This window comes from Streptomyces longhuiensis (genome assembly GCF_020616555.1).
Classification (GTDB): domain Bacteria; phylum Actinomycetota; class Actinomycetes; order Streptomycetales; family Streptomycetaceae; genus Streptomyces; species Streptomyces longhuiensis.
This window is the reverse complement of the sequence record NZ_CP085173.1, coordinates 4,571,760-4,588,060: the sequence shown is the minus strand read 5'-3', so window position 1 is coordinate 4,588,060 and position 16,301 is coordinate 4,571,760. Positions and strand designations below refer to the sequence as shown.

The following is a 16,301-nucleotide window of genomic DNA, read 5'->3' as shown; positions in this document are numbered from 1 at the left end:
CCGTCAGACGCGCCGGGCGAGCACCTGGCCCGGCCAGACGCCGTCGGGCCCGATGAACGACTCGGTGCGGACGAAGCCGTTCGCCTCGTAGAACGCGACGAGCTTGCCGTCGTCGCCCGCGTAACAGTCGACGCGCAGGAGCGGGACGCCCGCCCTGCGCGTCTCCTGTACGGCGTGGGCGAGCAGCGCGGCGCCCGCCCCGCTGCCGTGCCGGGCCGCGAGCAGGTGGACGTAGCGCTCGGGCTCACCGGCCGGCTCCACGTACGAGCCTGGCCCCTTCGAGAGCGTCAGCGTGCCGACCGGGGTGCCGTCGATCTCCGCGATCCACGGTTCGCCCTTGGCCACGTACTCCTCGACCATCTCCACGGCCCGCGGACGCTGCGACCACGGCCTCTCGCCCCACTGCCCCGTACGTCCCTGTGACACCAGCCACTCCATGGCCCCGTCGAACAGGCCGACTATCGCCGGGATGTCCGCTGCGCCGCCCTTTCTGATCTCCATACGGGGACACTAACCCCGTGAGACTTTTCGCAGCAGTGCTTCCGCCGGACGAGGCGGTGGCCGAACTGGAGCGCGCCGTCGACCAGTTGACAGGTTCCGAGGGGGCCGAGGGCCTGCGGTGGACCGGCCGCCCCGGCTGGCACTTCACGCTGGCCTTCTACGGCGAGGTACCGGACGAGACCGTGCCCGAGCTGTCGAGGCGCCTGGAACGGGCGGCGGCCCGCACCGCGCCCTTCCCGCTCGCCCTGCGCGGCGGCGGGCACTTCGGGGACCGGGCCCTGTGGGTGGGCGCGTCCGGTGACGTGGCGGCGCTGCGGCGGCTCGCCGAGCGGGCCGGGGCCGCGGCCCGCAAGGCCGGCCTCGACACGGAGGACCACCGCCACTACCGGCCGCACCTCACGCTGGCCCGTGGCTCCGGAGCCGTCCACCTCACGCCGTACGCGGCGGCCCTCGACACCTTCACCGGCGAACAGTGGACGGTCGGCGAGCTGGCACTCGTCCGCAGCCGGCTGCCGACGTCCGGGGTACGCGGCGAGCGGCCCCGCTACGAGAAGGTCGGCGGCTGGCCTCTTTCGGCCACGGGTTAATCTCGAAGCGTGGACCCGAAGAGCCGTAACCGGATCATGGCCGTTGTGCTGGTACTGATGTTCGCCGTCGTCGCGGTGGCGGCCGCGGTCGGAAAGTGACCGCGGCCGCGCCGCGCCGTACCCGCAGCCGCACCGCTACCAGGCCGCGCGAGGCCCCGGCTCTACCAGGCGAACGCCTCCGGTGAGGGCCCCGGGCCCGGGAAGATCTCGTCCAGGCCCGTGAGGACCTCCTCGCTCAGTTCCAGCTCGACCGCGCGCAGCGCCGAGTCGAGCTGCTCCGAGGTACGCGGGCCGACGATGGGCCCGGTGACGCCGGGACGGGTCAGCAGCCAGGCCAGCGCCGCCTCGCCGGGCGCGAGGCCGTGCTTGTCGAGCAGGTCCTCGTAGGCCTGGAGCTGGGCGCGCGTCTCCGGGTTCGCGAGCGCGTCCGCGGCCCGGCCGCTCGCGCGACGCCCGCCCTCGACCTCCTTCTTGATGACCCCGCCCAGCAGACCGCCGTGCAGCGGCGACCAGGGGATGACCCCGAGGCCGTACTCCTGCGCGGCCGGGATGACCTCCATCTCGGCGCGGCGCTCCGCGAGGTTGTAGAGGCACTGCTCGCTGACGAGCCCGAGGGTGCCGCGCGCGGCCGCCTTCTCGTTGGCCTGGGCGATCTTGTAGCCGGGGAAGTTCGACGATCCGGCGTACAGGATCTTGCCCTGCTGGATCAGGACGTCGACGGCCTGCCAGATCTCCTCGAAGGGGGTCTCACGGTCGACGTGGTGGAACTGGTAGATGTCGATGTAGTCCGTCCCCAGCCGCTTGAGGCTGGCCTCGACGGCGCGGCGGATGTTGACCGCGGAGAGCTTGTCGTGGTTGGGCCAGGGCGAATCGGTGCCCGCGCCGGCCATGTTGCCGTAGACCTTCGTGGCCAGGACCGTCTTGTCCCGCCGGTCGCCCCCCTGGGCGAACCAGCTGCCGATGATCTCCTCGGTGCGGCCCTTGTTCTCGCCCCAGCCGTAGACGTTGGCGGTGTCGAAGTAGTTGATCCCCGAGGCCAGCGCCGTGTCCATGATCGCGTGGCTGTCGGCCTCGTCGGTCTGCGGACCGAAGTTCATCGTGCCGAGAACGAGCCGGCTGACCTTGAGTCCTGTGCGTCCGAGCTGCGTGTACTTCATGAGTCCCCAGCCAACGGCGTGGAGTGGACTCTAGGCAAGGCCCCCGGGCCGGGCGTTCAGCGGACCCCACGCCTGCCGCATCGCCCGCGCGAACGTGTCCGCGAGCTTGCGCTCACCGCTCGCGTTCGGGTGCGTGCCGTCGTACGTGTCCACGTGGATGTCGTACGACTCCGGCACCGATGCGAGAAGCAGGGGGGAGTGGCCCGAGTCGAGGTCGGCGACCGCCTTCGCGAGGAGGGTGTTGAAGTGCGCGACCTCCGCGGCGAACGGCGCGTCCGTCTCGGCGCGCACGTTCGGGATGACCGGCAGCAGGACCATCCGCACCCGCGGGTTCGCGGCGCGGGCCCCGGCGACGAAGCGACGCACGTTCTGCGCGGTCTGCTCCGCATTCGTGTAGAAGCCGAGATCGATCAGGCCGAGCGAGATGAGCAGGACGTCGGTACGCGCGAGCGCGACCGCCTCCTCGATGACGGGCGCCATGTGCAGCCAGCCCTCGCCCCAGCCCGCGAGGTGGGCGCGCGGGAACGCGGGGTCCGCGTCCGCGTAGTCGTGCGACACCGCGGCGTTCGCCGTCTTGTCGTAGAGCGTCTCGCGCGGCCCGGCGATCTCGAACACGCCGTCGCCGTACGCGGCCCGCAGATGCTGCCACATCCGGTAACGCCAGGTGAGTTCGCCCGCGCTGCCTATCGTCATCGAGTCGCCGACGAAAGTGAACCTGAGCATCCGCTCATCATCGCGGATCACGGGCGGGCGGAGTGTGTGACGCTGAGCACGCCCTGGCAAGCTGGGGGCATGCGTTCGTTTCTGGGTGCGGCCGGAGCCGCCGTCGTTCTCGCGTTCGGTGCCACCGCTCCCGCCGTGGCGGACGACCCCGGCAGCGACGGGTTCACCATCAAGGACCCCCGGATCACCGAGTCCAGCGGCCTCGCCGCGTCCCGGATCCACCCGGGCATCTACTGGACCCACAACGACAGCAGCGACGGCGCGTACCTGTACGCGATCGACGGCAGGACCGGCGAAACCGTCGCCACCCTCACCCTGACCGGCGTCGGCGCCCCCCGTGACGTCGAGGCCATCTCCATCGGCCCCGACGACAACCTCTACGTCGGCGACATCGGCGACAACCTCGGCGGCAAGTGGTCCCACGTGTGGATCTACAAGCTGCCGGAGCCGAAGGAACTGCGCGACCAGACCGTGCGGGCCACGCAGTTCACCGTCCAGTACGCGGACGGGCCCCGCAACGCCGAGGCGCTGATGGTCCATCCGAAGACCGGGCGCGTCTACATCGCCGAGAAGAACGAGGACGGCGGCGGCCTCTACGAGGGCCCCCAGAACCTGTCCGCGTCGGGCACGAACGTCTTCCGTCGCGTCTCCGGCATCGACCTGTGGGTGACGGACGGCGCGTTCTCGCCCGACGGCAAGCACCTCGCCCTGCGCGGCTACTTCGGCGGGATCTCGTACGCCTGGAAGGACGGCAAGCCCGAGCGCGAGGGGCAGTTGAACGTGCCGATGCAGCCCCAGGGCGAGTCCGTCACGTACACCGTCGACGGGAAGACGCTGCTCTACGGGAGCGAGGGCCGGGGCAGTTCGGTGGAGCCCGTACAGGTCGGCGGCGAGTCCGGGGACGACTCGAAGTCACCCTCGGGGAGCGGCGATTCGGGCGACGGGCGCATCGGCACGGGCCTCAGCGCGAGCGCGGTCGGGCTCGTCGCCGTGGTCATCGTCGTCTTCGGGATCGGGCGGCTGCTGAGGCGGCCGAAGAAGTAGCGCAGCCGGGGCAGGCACTCCCCGGGCGCTCTGTCACCCTCTACGCGGATGGGGCGCCCGGCGAAGTGCCGGGCGCCCCATCCGCGTAGAACCGGTGCGACTAGAGCTTCTCGATCACGTAGTCGATGCACTTCGTCAGTGCCTCGACGTCCGCCGGGTCGATCGCCGGGAACATCGCGATGCGCAGCTGGTTGCGGCCCAGCTTGCGGTACGGCTCCGTGTCGACGATGCCGTTGGCGCGCAGCACCTTGGCGACCGCGGCCGCGTCGATCTCGTCCGAGAAGTCGATCGTGCCGATGACCTGCGAACGCTTCGCCGCGTCCGTGACGAACGGCGTCGCGTACTTCGAGTCCTCGGCCCAGCCGTACAGGCGCGACGAGGAGTCCTTGGTGCGGGCCGTCGTCCAGGCGAGACCACCCTGGCTGTTCATCCACTCCAGCTGCTCACCGAGCAGGAACAGCGTCGCGAGCGCCGGGGTGTTGTACGTCTGGTTCTTGCGGGAGTTGTCGATCGCCGTCGGCAGCGAGAAGAACTCCGGGATGTGACGGCCCGACGCGTGGATGCGCTCGGCGCGCTCCAGGGCGGCCGGCGAGAACGCCGCCAGCCACAGGCCGCCGTCCGACGCGAACGACTTCTGCGGAGCGAAGTAGTAGACGTCCGTCTCGGCGATGTCGACGGGCAGACCGCCGGCGCCGGAGGTCGCGTCCACCAGGACGAGGGCGCCCTCGTCGGCACCCGCCACGCGCTTGATCGGGGCGGCGACACCGGTGGAGGTCTCGTTGTGCGTGAGGCCGTACACGTCGACGCCCGCCTCGGCCTGGGGCTCGGGGTGCGTGCCGGGCTCGGAGGCGATGACGGTCGGCTCGGCCAGCCACGGGGCCAGCTTCGAGGCCTTCGCGAACTTGGAGGAGAACTCGCCGAAGTTCAGGTGCTGCGACTTGTTCTCGATCAGGCCGTGCGTCGCCACGTCCCAGAAGGCGGTGGAGCCGCCGTTGCCCAGGATCACCTCGTAGCCCTCGGGGAGCTGGAAGAGGTCCTTGACCCCTTCGCGCACCCGGCCGACCAGGTTCTTGACCGGGGCCTGGCGATGGGAGGTGCCGAGCAGGGACGTGCCGGTGGCGGCCAGGGCGTCCAGCGCCTCCGTGCGCACCTTGGAGGGGCCCGCGCCGAAACGTCCGTCGGCGGGCTTGATGTCAGCGGGAATCTGGATCTCAGCCACGGGGCGAGCCTAGCGGCTCGCGGGAGCCTGGAATCACCGTGTCCGCCCGGTGAGACTCATGGTCCCGTCACGGGGCTCCGCCCCGGACCCCGCTCCTCGAACACCGGAGGGGCTGAAATGACGTCCCGACGATTCGCGTCAGCCGAACAGCCGTACCGGCAGCTCGAACAGGTCGTTCTGGGTGACCACCGGCTTGTTGCGCAGGGCGGTGGGCGGGACGGCGAGGGTGAGGTCGGGGAAGCGGGCGTACAGGGCGGGCAGCGCCACCGCCGCCTCCAGGCGCGAGAGCGCCGCCCCCGGGCACACGTGCGGGCCGTGACCGAACGAGATGTGCCGGTTCGGGGAGGTGCGGGTGATGTCGAAGTCACCCGCGCCGGGACCGTGGGCGGCCTCGTCCCGGCCGATCGCCCCGTACGACACGATCAGCGCGTCGCCCTTCGCGATCACCTTGTCGCCGACCGGTACGTCCTCGGCGGCGAAGCGGATCAGGACGTGCGACGTCGGTGTGGCGTAGCGCAGCGTCTCCTCGACCACGGCCTCCCACGGCACCTCGCCGGAGAGGACCTGGGCGAGCTGCTCGGGGTGGACGGACAGGTTCACCACGGCGTTGACGATCAGCGAGATCGTCGTCTCGTGGCCCGCCGCGACCATGAGCTGGAGCGTGGAGACGATCTCCTCGTCGGTGAGCCGGTCGCCGTCGTCGCCCGCCGCCAGGATCAGCGCGCTCGTCAGGTCGTCGCCGGGCTCGGCGCGCCGGGCCGCGACCGTGGCCGCCATGATCCCGGCCAGCTCCGTCAGCGTCGCGACGACCTCCGCGGGCGGGGTCTGCGTCGAGAAGAACTTCTCGAACAGGACCTTCAGGCGGGGCAGCGCCGAGTCGTCGATGCCCATCAGGTCGGCGATCACGTACATGGGCAGGGGGTAGGCGAACGCGGCCTTGAGGTCGACGGTGGTGCCGTCCTTGGGCAGGGCGTCCAGGAGCTCCCCGGTGCGCCGCGCGATCCGGTCGCGCATCAGCTCCACCCGGCGGGGCGTGAGGGCCTGCGCGACGAGCGTGCGCAGTCTGCGGTGGTCCTCGCCGTCGACCGTCAGCATGGAACGGCCCGGGTTGGCGAGCCCGATCAGCGGCCAGTCGGCCGGGATCTCGCCGCGCCGCCACGCGTCCCACACCTCGATGTCCTTCACCAGGCGCCGGTCCGTGAGGAGTTGGCGCGCCTCCGCGTGGTGCGTGACGGCCCATACGGGTACGCCGCCGGGCAGCTCGGCCTCGGCGAGGGGTCCCGCGGCGCGCAGTGCGGCGCTCTCGGCGTCAAGGTCGGTGACGAACGGGTCGAGGGCTATGCGGGGCATGGGCGTTGCTCCTGTCGTGGCGAACTGTTGTTGTTCCCGGGGGAGATGCATGCTGGGGGACATGGCTGCCACCGTGGGAAACCAGGACCCGGAAGGTATCGCGAGGGCATTGCGCGGCGTCGTGCGCGGAGAGGTCGACTTCTCCGCTGCCGCGCGGGCCCTGATGACCATGGACGCGTCGAACTACCGGAGAGTTCCCGTCGGCGTCGTGGCGCCGCGTGACGCCGAGGACGTGGCGGCCGCGCTCGCGGTCTGCCGGGAGCACGGGGTGCCGGTCGTGGCGCGCGGGGGCGGTACGTCGATCGCGGGGCAGGCGACCGGGACGGGCGTGGTCATGGACTTCACGCGGTACATGAACCGCATCGTGGACGTTGATCCGGACACGCGAACTGCCGTGGTGCAGCCGGGAGTTGTGCTCGACCGACTCCAGGAGGCGGGCGCGCCGCACGGCTTGCGGTTCGGGCCCGACCCGTCCACGCACAGTCGGTGCACGCTCGGCGGCATGATCGGGAACAACTCGTGCGGGTCGCACTCGGTGGCCTATGGAACGACAGCTGACAATATCCGTTCTCTGTCATCTGTCATCTGTCAATCCAACGGTGACATTCGTCAGCGCACCCTGGCCCGTGGCTGGCAGGGCGCCCCCGACGGCCTCCGCCCGTTGATCGAGGGCGAGTTGGCGCTCCTGCGCACCGGATTCCCCGACCTGCCGCGCCGTATCTCCGGGTACGCCGCCGACGCCCTGCTTCCCGAGAACGGGGTCGACCTGGCCCGTTTCCTCTGCGGCACCGAAGGCACCCTCGGCATCGTCACCGAGGCGACCGTCCGGCTCGTCGAGGCGCCACGCGCGTGTGCCCTGGCGGTACTCGCCTACGCCGACGAGAGCGCCGCCGCCGAGGCCGCCGCGGGGCTCCTGCCGCACGGGCCGCTCACCGTGGAGGGCATGGCCGCCGACCTCGTACGGGAACAGGCCGGCCTGCCGAAGGGCGGCGCCTGGCTGTTCGTCGAGACCGGTGGCGACACCCCGGCGCAGGCACGCGCGCACGCCGAGGCGATCGTGCGGGCCGCGGCCGACGGCACCACGGACTCCCTCATCGTCGACGACGCCGCGGGCCGGCGCGCCCTGTGGCGCATCCGCGAGGACGCCTCCGGCACCGCGACCCGCATGCCCGACGGCACCGAGGCCTGGCCCGGCTGGGAGGACTGCGCCGTGCCACCCGCCCGCCTCGGCCCGTATCTGCGGGACTTCCGGGGGCTCCTGTCCCAGCACGGCCTGCGCGGCACCCCGTACGGGCACTTCGGCGACGGCTGCATCCACGTACGCATCGACTTCGACCTGCTCGGCGAGGCCGGTGTGCGGCGCTTCCGGCAGTTCTCCGAGGATCTCGCCGAACTCGTCGTCGCCCACGGCGGATCGCTGTCCGGGGAGCACGGCGACGGGCAGGCCCGCGCCGAACTCCTGCCGAAGATGTACGGGCCCGAGCTGGTGGACCTCTTCGGGCGGATCAAGGACGTGTGGGACCCGGACGGCCTCCTCAACCCCGGCGTCCTCGTGCGCCCCGCCCGCCTCGACGAGAACCTGCGCTTCGCCGTCCTGCCGCGCGGCCCCGTCGACGTCGAGTTCGCCTACCCGCACGACGGCGGCGACTTCTCCGCCGCCGTACGCCGCTGCGTGGGCGTCGCCAAGTGCCGTACGGAATCGGCCCCTTCGGGTGGTGTCATGTGCCCGTCCTTCCGGGTGACCGGTGAGGAGGCGCACTCCACGCGCGGGCGCGCGCGCCTGCTGCACGAGATGCTCGCCGGCGAGGTCGTCACGGACGGCTGGCAGTCCACGGAGGTACGGGATGCGCTCGACCTGTGCCTGTCGTGCAAGGGGTGCCGTACGGACTGTCCGGTCGGCGTCGACATGGCCACGTACAAGGCGGAGTTCCTGCACCACCACTACGAAGGCCGCAGGCGCCCCGCGGCGCACTACTCCATGGGGTGGCTGCCGCGCTGGCTGCTTCTCGTGCAGCACGCGCGCGCGGCGGGCGTCGTCAACACCCTCGCGCGCGTGGGGCCGTTGGCCGCTCTCGGCAAGCGGCTCGGCGGGATCGCCTCGGAGCGGAGGATTCCGCGGGTGGCCACCGAGACGTTCAGCGCGTGGTGGCGGCGGGATCTGCGGCGAAGGGTGCGGGTGGCCCGGCGGGGCGGTGCGGCGCGGTTCGGGGGTGACGGGCCCGAGGTGGTCCTGTGGCCGGACACGTTCACGGAGCACCTCGCGCCGCAGGTCGGGCAGGCCGCCGTGCGGGTCCTCGAAGAGGCGGGGCTCTCCGTCCTGCTGCCCCCGACGCGCGTCTTCGATTACAGGCCGGACGGGCTCTCGGCGGTCGCCGGGCTCCTCCCGTCGCGCCGCGGCCGTGTCTGCTGCGGCCTCACCTACGTCTCCACGGGCCAGCTCGACCGCGCCCGCGCCGTCCTGCGCCGCACCCTCGACCTGATGCGGCCGGTCATCGACTCGGGCCTGCCCGTCGTCGTCCTGGAGCCGAGCTGCGCTGCCGCGCTGCGCACCGACCTGCCGGAACTGCTGCCGGACGAACCGCGCGCCCGGCGTCTCGCCGAATCGGTCCTCACCTTCGCCGAGGCCCTCGAGCGGCTCGCCCCGCACTGGGACCCGCCCCGCGTCGACCGCCCCGCCGTCGGCCAGACCCACTGCCATCAGCACGCGGTCCTCGGCGACGCGGCCGAGCGCCGCCTGCGTGAACGGGCTGGTCTGGACGGTGAGTTGAGCGGCGGCTGTTGCGGCCTCGCGGGCAACTTCGGCTTCGAGGAGGGGCATTACGACGTGTCGGTGGCCTGCGCGGAGGAGCAGCTCCTGCCGGCCGTCCGCGCCGCCGGCGACGGGGCGGTGGTCCTCGCGGACGGCTTCTCGTGCCGCACGCAGCTGGAGCAGCTGGAGCGCGAAGGGGGCCGGCCGGGGCGGCATCTGGCGGAGGTCCTCGCGGAGGCGCTGGGGATCGCTCCGTAGGGCGCGCGTTCCGTCGGACGGGCTTGTCTTCTTGGGGCACTCCAGGGGGCGCGTTCCGTCGGACGGGCTTGTCTTCTTGGGGCACTCCGGCGGGCGCGTTCCGTCGGACGGGCCTGTCCTCCTGGGCCGCTCCGTGGGGCGCGTCTCGCCCCGGGCGGCACGCCTCCCCGCGTCACTCCGTAGATCGCGCCCCGTCGGACGGCACGACCTCGTGGGCGAGTGCGACCAGGTCCCGCACGGCCGGGTGGCGTGGGCCGTCGCGCCAGGCGAGGACGACGGGCAGGTCGGGGGCGTCGGTCAGCGGGACGTAGACGACGCCCGGGTGCGGGTGCATGCCGGGAGTGGCCGTCGTCGTGACGCCCACCGCGCGGTCGGCCGCGATGGCCGCGAGCCAGTCGTCCGTGTTCGCCACGGTGATCGTCGCGGTGGGCCGGGCGGCGGGCGGCCAGAGGTCGAGGGCGGTGGTGCCGGAGACGGTGTTCACGGCGATGGTGTGGCCGGAGAGGTCGGCGAGGGTGAGCGCGCCGCGCGCGGCGAGGGGGCTGTCGGACGGTACGGCCGCGACCCGGCTCTCCGTGTGCAGGAGTTCAGTGATCAGGCCCGGCGCGTCCACGGGCCCGCGCAGCAGTGCGAGGTCGACGGCGCCGCGGGTCAGCCCGGCCGTGCGGTCGTCGATGCGCAGGAGTTCGAGCGGCACGTCGGGGTACCGCTCGCGCCAGCGCCGCAGCAGGGGTGTGGTGTACGGGCCCGCCGCCGACCAGGCGTGCCCGAGCCGCAGCGGGCGCCGCACGGCGCGGACGGAGTCCAGGGCGTCCTCGAACGCGGCCACGGCCGCCGCCGCGCTCTCCTGGAACGCGCGCCCTTCGGCGGTCAGGGCGAGGTGGTGGGTGGAGCGGTCGACGAGCCGGACGCCGAGCGCGTCCTCAAGGGTCGCGAGGGTGCGCGAGACGGCGGGCTGGGTGAGTCTGAGCCGGGCGGCGGCGCGTGTGACGTTGCCCTCCTCGGCGATGGCGAGGAAGCAGCGCAGATGGCGCAGCTCCAGCGAGTGGAGGGCATACGGACCGCTCATGCCTGCGGAGCATAACGGGAGCACAGTCGGCATTTCACGGACCGCGCGGGGCGGTCTTAGCGTGGCAGGAGGGCTCGCGTCGCGCCGAACGTACCGGCGGTGGAACGTCAGCCGTAAAAGGGGTCCACGATCATGACGTGGTGTACTACCTTGGACGTTGAAGTCCACCCTATTGAACTGTGAGGGGTGGCGGTGAAAGGGAAGGCTCAGACGTGAACGTCTCACGGACCGACCGGGCGGCGACCGGCGCCGACGCGGCGGCCGCCGCACTGGTGCAGCCGGAGGTCGCGGTGGCGCAGCCGGAGGTGGCGGGCGCTCCCGCCGCACCCGAGGGCGCGCCGAACGGCTCCCGCTGGGGCGCGCTCGGCCCGGTCGGACTCGTGCTCGGCGGCTGTGTGTCGGTGCAGTTCGGCGCGGCCGTCGCGGTCACCCTGATGCCGCGCGCCGGTGCGGTCGGCGTGGTGACCCTGCGGCTCGTGTTCGCCGCGATCGTGCTGCTCATCGTGTGCCGGCCGAAGCTGCGCGGTCACTCGCGCGCCGACTGGGGCACCGTCGTCGCCTTCGGCGTCGCCATGGGCGGCATGAACATGCTCTTCTACCAGGCGGTGGAGCGGATCCCCCTGGGCCCGGCCGTCACCCTGGAGGTGCTCGGCCCGCTCGCCCTGTCGGTCTTCGCCTCCCGCCGTCTGGTCAACGCCGTCTGGGCCGGCCTCGCGCTCTGCGGCGTCTTCCTGCTCGGCGGGGGCGGTTTCGGCGGACTGGACCTGGTCGGCGCGGCCTTCGCCGTCTCGGCGGGCGGCATGTGGGCGGCGTACATCTTCTTCAGCGCCCGTACGGGGCGCAGGTTCCCGCAGGCGGACGGGCTCGCCCTGGCGATGGCGGTCGCGGCTGTGATCTGCCTGCCGCTCGGCATCGCGGAGTCCGGCTCGAAGCTCGTCGTGCCGACGACGCTGGCCCTCGGCGCGGCCGTCGCCGTCATGTCCTCGGTCCTCCCGTACACCCTCGAACTCCTCGCGCTGCGCCGCATGCCCGCGTCCACCTTCGCGGTCATGATGAGCCTCGAACCGGCCATCGCCGCGCTCGCCGGATTCCTCATCCTCGACCAGGCCATGTCCGCCCTCGGTGCCCTGGCGATCGCCCTGGTCATCGCGGCCAGCATCGGCGCGGTGCGCACGCAGGTCGGGCGGGGGCGGGCGAAGATGCCCGAGCCGGAGGCCAAGAACGTGCCCGCGCCCGAGACCAAGGGAATGCCCGCGCCGGAGACCAAGTAGCCCGAGGGCCGAAGTGGGCCGAGCGTCAGGCTGGTTGACGCGCGGGTGCGGCGGACGTCGGTGAAGGGCTGAGCAGGGCCCCCGACGTCCGCCGCACCCGTTTCGCACCCCCTCCCTCTGGCCAATTTTCATACAAGCACGCTTGATTGTTTCTCCGGGCGCTGCCATGCTCCGGGGCACGCCGTCGTGCCCCGAGGGGAGCGCATCGTGTCCGACCCGTTGGCCGTGCTCGAGGATCTGCGCAGTGAGAGCGCCGAACTCGACCGGATCGTCAGTGAACTGAGCGAGGACCGATGGGCCCTCGCCACGCCGGCGCCCGGCTGGAGCGTGGCCCACCAGATCGCGCATCTGGCCTGGACCGACCACTCCGCCCTGCTCGCCGTCACGGACGCCGACGCGTTCGCCGCCCTGGTGCGGGAGGCTGTCGCGGCGCCCGACGCCTTCGTCGACGCGGGGGCGGAGGAGGGCGCCGCGCTGCCGCCCGCCGAACTCCTCGCCCGCTGGCGCACGGGCCGCGAGGAACTGCTCCGGGCCCTGGTCGCCGCCCCCGCGGGGACGCGTTTCCCCTGGTACGGGCCACCCATGTCGGCCGCCTCCATGGCGACGGGACGCCTCATGGAGACCTGGGCCCACGGGCAGGACGTGGCCGACGCGCTGGGCGTCGGCCGCAAGCCCAGCGACCGGCTGCGGCATGTGGCCCGCATCGGGATCCGGGCCCGCGACTTCGCCTTCGCCGTACGCGGGCTGACCCCGCCCGCCGAGGAGTTCCGCGTCGAACTGACCGCCCCCTCCGGCGACCTGTGGACGTACGGGCCCGAGGACGCGGCGCAGCGCGTGACGGGATCCGGGCTCGACTTCTGCCTCCTTGTCACCCAGCGGGCACACCGCGACGACGTCGACGTGCGGGCCGAAGGCGCCGACGCCGACCGGTGGCTGGACATCGCCCAGGCCTTCGCGGGACCGCCGGGACCGGGCCGTGAGGCGAAGGGAGACGGGCGGTGACCGAGGACGTGCTGCGCATAGGCAACGCCTCCGGCTTCTACGGCGACCGCTTCGACGCCCTGCGCGAGATGCTCGAAGACGGCCCCCTCGACGTCCTGACCGGCGACTACCTCGCCGAACTGACCATGCTCATACTCGGCCGCGACCGTCTGAAGGACCCCGCGCGCGGCTACGCCCGCACGTTCCTGCGCCAGCTGGAGGGGACCCTCGGCCCGGCGCTCGACAGGGGCGTGCGGATCGTCGCGAACGCGGGCGGGCTCAACCCGGCCGGGCTCGCCGACGCCCTACGGGAGTTGGCGGGCCGGCTCGGTCTCCATGCGCGCGTGGCGCACGTCGAGGGCGACGACCTCTCCCCGGGCGGGCGCTTCCCGGGCGCCCTCACCGCCAACGCCTACCTCGGCGGAGCCGGGATCACCGCCTGTCTCGCCGCCGGCGCCGACATCGTGGTCACCGGCCGCGTCACCGACGCCGCCCTGGTCACCGGGCCCGCGGCCTGGCGCTTCGGGTGGGAGCAGGACGCGTACGACCGGCTCGCGGGGGCCGTCGTCGCCGGGCACATCCTGGAGTGCGGGACCCAGGCGACGGGTGGCAACTACTCCCGCTTCGCCGGGCGGGCCCGCGATCTGCGGCGCCCCGGCTTCCCGCTCGCCGAACTCCACGCGGACGGCTCCTGCGTCATCACCAAGCACCCCGGCACGGGCGGGCTCGTGACCGTGGGGACGGTGACCGAACAGCTCCTCTACGAGACCGGCGGCGCCCGCTACGCCGGACCGGATGTGACGGCGAGACTGGACACCGTACGGCTCGCGCAGGAGGCCCCGGACCGCGTCCGCGTCGACGGCGTACGCGGCGAGGCCCCGCCCCCCACCCTCAAGGTCGGCCTCAACCGGCTCGGCGGCTTCCGCAACGAGGTCGTGTTCGTGCTGACCGGTCTCGACATCGAGGCCAAGGCGGCGCTCGTGCGGGAGCAGATGGACGAGGCGTTCGGCCGTGCCAAGTCCCGCCCTGATCAGGTCACTTGGGAGCTGGCGCGCACGGATCGGGCGGACGCGGACACGGAGGAGACCGCGAGCGCGCTGTTGCGGCTCGTCGTCCGGGACGGCGACGCGGACGCGGTGGGCCGCACGCTCAGCAGCGCCGCGATCGAGCTGGCCCTCGGCAGCTACCCCGGCTTCCATGTGACGGCCCCGCCGGGCAAGGGCGCGCCGTACGGGGTGTTCGAGGCGGCGTACGTGGACCGGGCCGAGGTCGAGCACGTCGCCGTACTGCCGGACGGGGAGCGGAAGGTGATCACGTACGGCGGCGCCACCCGCGCCCTCGCGGACATGGCCGCACCACCCCTGCCCGCACCTCTGCCACCCGGCCCCACCCGGCGCGCCCCCCTCGGCCTCGTCGCGGGCGCCCGCAGCGGCGACAAGGGCGGGGACGCGAATGTGGGGGTCTGGGTGGGCGGAGACGGGGTCGGCAGCGGGGACGGAGGCGGCAACGGGGACGGCGCCGGCAATGGGGGCGGGGCCGGCGAGGGGGACCGGGCCTGGCGGTGGCTCGTCCATGAACTGACAGCTGACAGATTTCAGAGTCTGATATCTGAAAGTCGTCATCTGACAGTTGTCCGGCACGTGCTGCCCAACCTCCGCGCCCTCAACTTCACCGTCACCGGCCTCCTCGGCCAGGGCGTCGCCTCCCAGCACCGTTTCGATCCTCAGGCCAAGGGGCTCGGCGAGTGGCTGCGCTCCCGTCATCTGGACATACCGGAGGTCCTGCTGTGACCGTTCTCGCCTCGGCTCTGGACGTCGGCGGTGCCGACTTCGCCGTTCACCGCGAGGCCATGCTCGGCAAGCTCGACGCGCTCGAAGCCGAGCACGCCAAGGCGCTCGCGGGCGGTGGTGAGAAGTACGTCCAACGGCACCGCAAGCGCGGCAAGCTGCTCGCCCGCGAACGTATCGAGCTGCTTCTCGACCCCGATACCCCCTTCCTCGAACTGTCCCCCCTCGCGGCCTGGGGCAGCGACTACACCGTCGGCGCCTCCCTCGTCACGGGCATCGGGGTCGTCGAGGGCGTCGAGTGCCTGATCACCGCGAACGATCCGACGGTGCGCGGCGGAGCCAGTAACCCGTGGTCCCTGAAGAAGGCCCTGCGCGCCAACGAGATCGCGTTCGCCAACCGGCTGCCCTGCATCAGCCTCGTCGAGTCCGGTGGCGCCGACCTGCCGTCCCAGAAGGAGATCTTCATTCCGGGCGGCGGCATCTTCCGTGACCTCACGCGCCTCTCCGCCGCCGGGATCCCCACCGTCGCCGTCGTCTTCGGCAACTCCACCGCCGGCGGCGCCTACATCCCTGGCATGTCCGACCACGTGATCATGGTCAAGGAGCGGGCGAAGGTCTTCCTCGGCGGGCCGCCCCTGGTGAAGATGGCGACCGGCGAGGAGAGTGACGACGAGTCGCTCGGCGGCGCCGAGATGCACGCCCGTACGTCCGGGCTCGCCGACTACTTCGCGCTCGACGAGCGGGACGCGATCCGGCAGGCCCGCCGCGTCGTCGCCCGCCTCAACCACCGCAAGGCGTACGCGGATCCACAGCTTGTGGAGCCGCCCGAGTACGACAGCGACGAGCTCCTCGGCATCGTGCCCGGCGACCTCAAGGTCCCCTTCGACCCGCGCGAGGTCATCGCCCGGATCGTGGACGGCTCCGACTTCGACGAGTTCAAGCCGCTGTACGGGTCGAGCCTCACGACCGGCTGGGCGTCGCTGCACGGCTATCCGGTCGGCATCCTCGCCAACGCGCAGGGGGTCCTGTTCAGCGAGGAGTCGCAGAAGGCCGCCCAGTTCATCCAGCTCGCCAACCAGCGCGACATCCCGCTGCTGTTCCTGCACAACACCACCGGCTACATGGTCGGCAAGGAGTACGAGCAGGGCGGCATCATCAAGCACGGCTCGATGATGATCAACGCGGTCAGCAACAGCCGTGTGCCGCACCTGTCCGTCCTCATGGGCGCCTCCTACGGCGCCGGGCACTACGGGATGTGCGGGCGGGCCTTCGACCCCCGTTTCCTGTTCGCCTGGCCGAGCGCCAAGTCGGCCGTGATGGGGCCGCAGCAGCTCGCCGGCGTGCTGTCGATCGTGGCCCGCCAGTCCGCTGCCGCGAAGGGGCAGCCGTACGACGACGAGGCGGACGCCGCGCTGCGCGCGATGGTGGAGCAGCAGATCGAGTCCGAGTCCCTGCCGATGTTCCTGTCCGGGCGGCTGTACGACGACGGGGTCATCGACCCGCGCGACACCCGGACCGTGCTCGGCCTGTGCCTGTCCGCGATCCACACGGCGCCCGTGGAGGGCGCGCGCGGTGGATTCGGCGTGTTCCGGATGTGAGGCCCAT

13 protein-coding genes are annotated in these 16,301 nt (G+C 72.4%); 7 read left to right on the top strand and 6 right to left on the bottom strand.

The features are described 5' to 3' along the window. Positions 1-3: 3 nt before the first annotated feature. A complete protein-coding gene (locus LGI35_RS21210) occupies positions 4-501 on the bottom strand; it encodes a GNAT family N-acetyltransferase (RefSeq protein ID WP_227295451.1) in 498 nt (165 codons plus the stop codon). A gap of 17 nt (positions 502-518) precedes the next feature. On the opposite strand from LGI35_RS21210, the gene thpR reads away from it, so the two are divergent. Next, a complete protein-coding gene (gene thpR, locus LGI35_RS21205) occupies positions 519-1,088 on the top strand; it encodes an RNA 2',3'-cyclic phosphodiesterase (protein ID WP_227295450.1) in 570 nt (189 codons plus the stop codon). A gap of 161 nt (positions 1,089-1,249) precedes the next feature. Here thpR and LGI35_RS21200 read toward each other — a convergent pair whose 3' ends face one another. Both LGI35_RS21200 and LGI35_RS21195 read right to left on the bottom strand, forming a co-directional pair. Further along, a complete protein-coding gene (locus LGI35_RS21200; protein ID WP_227295449.1) occupies positions 1,250-2,245 on the bottom strand; it encodes an aldo/keto reductase in 996 nt (331 codons plus the stop codon). A 30-nt stretch (positions 2,246-2,275) separates the two neighbouring features. After that, positions 2,276-2,968 (bottom strand): SGNH/GDSL hydrolase family protein, encoded by a 693-nt coding sequence (locus tag LGI35_RS21195; protein ID WP_227295448.1) that lies wholly within the window; start codon positions 2,966-2,968, stop codon positions 2,276-2,278. Positions 2,969-3,037: 69 nt separating this feature from the next. On the opposite strand from LGI35_RS21195, the gene LGI35_RS21190 reads away from it, so the two are divergent. Next, positions 3,038-4,012: a WD40 repeat domain-containing protein gene (locus tag LGI35_RS21190; RefSeq protein ID WP_227295446.1), complete on the top strand. Its 975-nt coding sequence runs from the start codon at positions 3,038-3,040 to the stop codon at positions 4,010-4,012. 100 nt (positions 4,013-4,112) lie between these two features. Here the strand turns inward: LGI35_RS21190 and serC are convergent, their stop codons facing one another. Then, the gene (gene serC / locus LGI35_RS21185) at positions 4,113-5,231 is read right to left on the bottom strand and encodes a phosphoserine transaminase (protein WP_227295444.1); all 1,119 of its coding nucleotides are present in this window, start codon (positions 5,229-5,231) and stop codon (positions 4,113-4,115) included. Positions 5,232-5,369: 138 nt separating this feature from the next. Next, positions 5,370-6,581, bottom strand: coding sequence for a cytochrome P450 family protein (locus tag LGI35_RS21180; protein WP_227295442.1), 1,212 nt, complete (start codon positions 6,579-6,581; stop codon positions 5,370-5,372). A gap of 61 nt (positions 6,582-6,642) precedes the next feature. Between LGI35_RS21180 and LGI35_RS21175 the strand changes: the two genes are divergently transcribed. Next, positions 6,643-9,588, top strand: coding sequence for an FAD-binding and (Fe-S)-binding domain-containing protein (locus tag LGI35_RS21175; RefSeq protein WP_227295440.1), 2,946 nt, complete (start codon positions 6,643-6,645; stop codon positions 9,586-9,588). 172 nt (positions 9,589-9,760) lie between these two features. On the opposite strand, the gene LGI35_RS21170 is transcribed toward LGI35_RS21175, so the two are convergent. Beyond that, the gene (locus tag LGI35_RS21170; RefSeq protein ID WP_376220456.1) at positions 9,761-10,690 is read right to left on the bottom strand and encodes a LysR family transcriptional regulator; all 930 of its coding nucleotides are present in this window, start codon (positions 10,688-10,690) and stop codon (positions 9,761-9,763) included. Positions 10,691-10,929: 239 nt separating this feature from the next. Between LGI35_RS21170 and LGI35_RS21165 the strand changes: the two genes are divergently transcribed. The 4 genes from LGI35_RS21165 (at position 10,930) to LGI35_RS21150 (ending at position 16,294) form a co-directional block, all read left to right on the top strand. Continuing rightward, positions 10,930-11,928 (top strand): EamA family transporter, encoded by a 999-nt coding sequence (locus tag LGI35_RS21165; protein ID WP_423835773.1) that lies wholly within the window; start codon positions 10,930-10,932, stop codon positions 11,926-11,928. Between the two features lie 207 nt (positions 11,929-12,135). After that, positions 12,136-12,930 carry a TIGR03084 family metal-binding protein gene (locus LGI35_RS21160; protein WP_227295437.1) on the top strand — a complete coding sequence of 265 codons (795 nt, stop codon included), beginning with the start codon at positions 12,136-12,138 and terminating at the stop codon, positions 12,928-12,930. Further along, on the top strand, positions 12,927-14,699 hold the full coding sequence (locus LGI35_RS21155; protein ID WP_227295436.1) for an acyclic terpene utilization AtuA family protein: 1,773 nt from the start codon (positions 12,927-12,929) through the stop codon (positions 14,697-14,699). Before LGI35_RS21160 ends, LGI35_RS21155 begins: the two co-directional genes overlap by 4 nt. Beyond that, the gene (locus LGI35_RS21150) at positions 14,696-16,294 is read left to right on the top strand and encodes an acyl-CoA carboxylase subunit beta (protein WP_227295435.1); all 1,599 of its coding nucleotides are present in this window, start codon (positions 14,696-14,698) and stop codon (positions 16,292-16,294) included. The genes LGI35_RS21155 and LGI35_RS21150 overlap by 4 nt, the downstream gene beginning before the upstream one ends. Positions 16,295-16,301 lie beyond the last annotated feature (7 nt).

Bases quoted from the DNA above. Each gene is read 5' to 3' on its own strand.
- LGI35_RS21210 (WP_227295451.1), bottom strand. From the start codon at position 501: ATGGAGATCAGAAAGGGCGGCGCAGCGGACATCCCGGCGATAGTCGGC.
- LGI35_RS21190 (WP_227295446.1), top strand. From the start codon at position 3,038: ATGCGTTCGTTTCTGGGTGCGGCCGGAGCCGCCGTCGTTCTCGCGTTC.
- LGI35_RS21170 (WP_376220456.1), bottom strand. From the start codon at position 10,690: ATGCCGACTGTGCTCCCGTTATGCTCCGCAGGCATGAGCGGTCCGTAT.
- LGI35_RS21175 (WP_227295440.1), top strand. From the start codon at position 6,643: ATGGCTGCCACCGTGGGAAACCAGGACCCGGAAGGTATCGCGAGGGCA.
- LGI35_RS21200 (WP_227295449.1), bottom strand. From the start codon at position 2,245: ATGAAGTACACGCAGCTCGGACGCACAGGACTCAAGGTCAGCCGGCTC.
- LGI35_RS21195 (WP_227295448.1), bottom strand. From the start codon at position 2,968: ATGCTCAGGTTCACTTTCGTCGGCGACTCGATGACGATAGGCAGCGCG.
- LGI35_RS21180 (WP_227295442.1), bottom strand. From the start codon at position 6,581: ATGCCCCGCATAGCCCTCGACCCGTTCGTCACCGACCTTGACGCCGAG.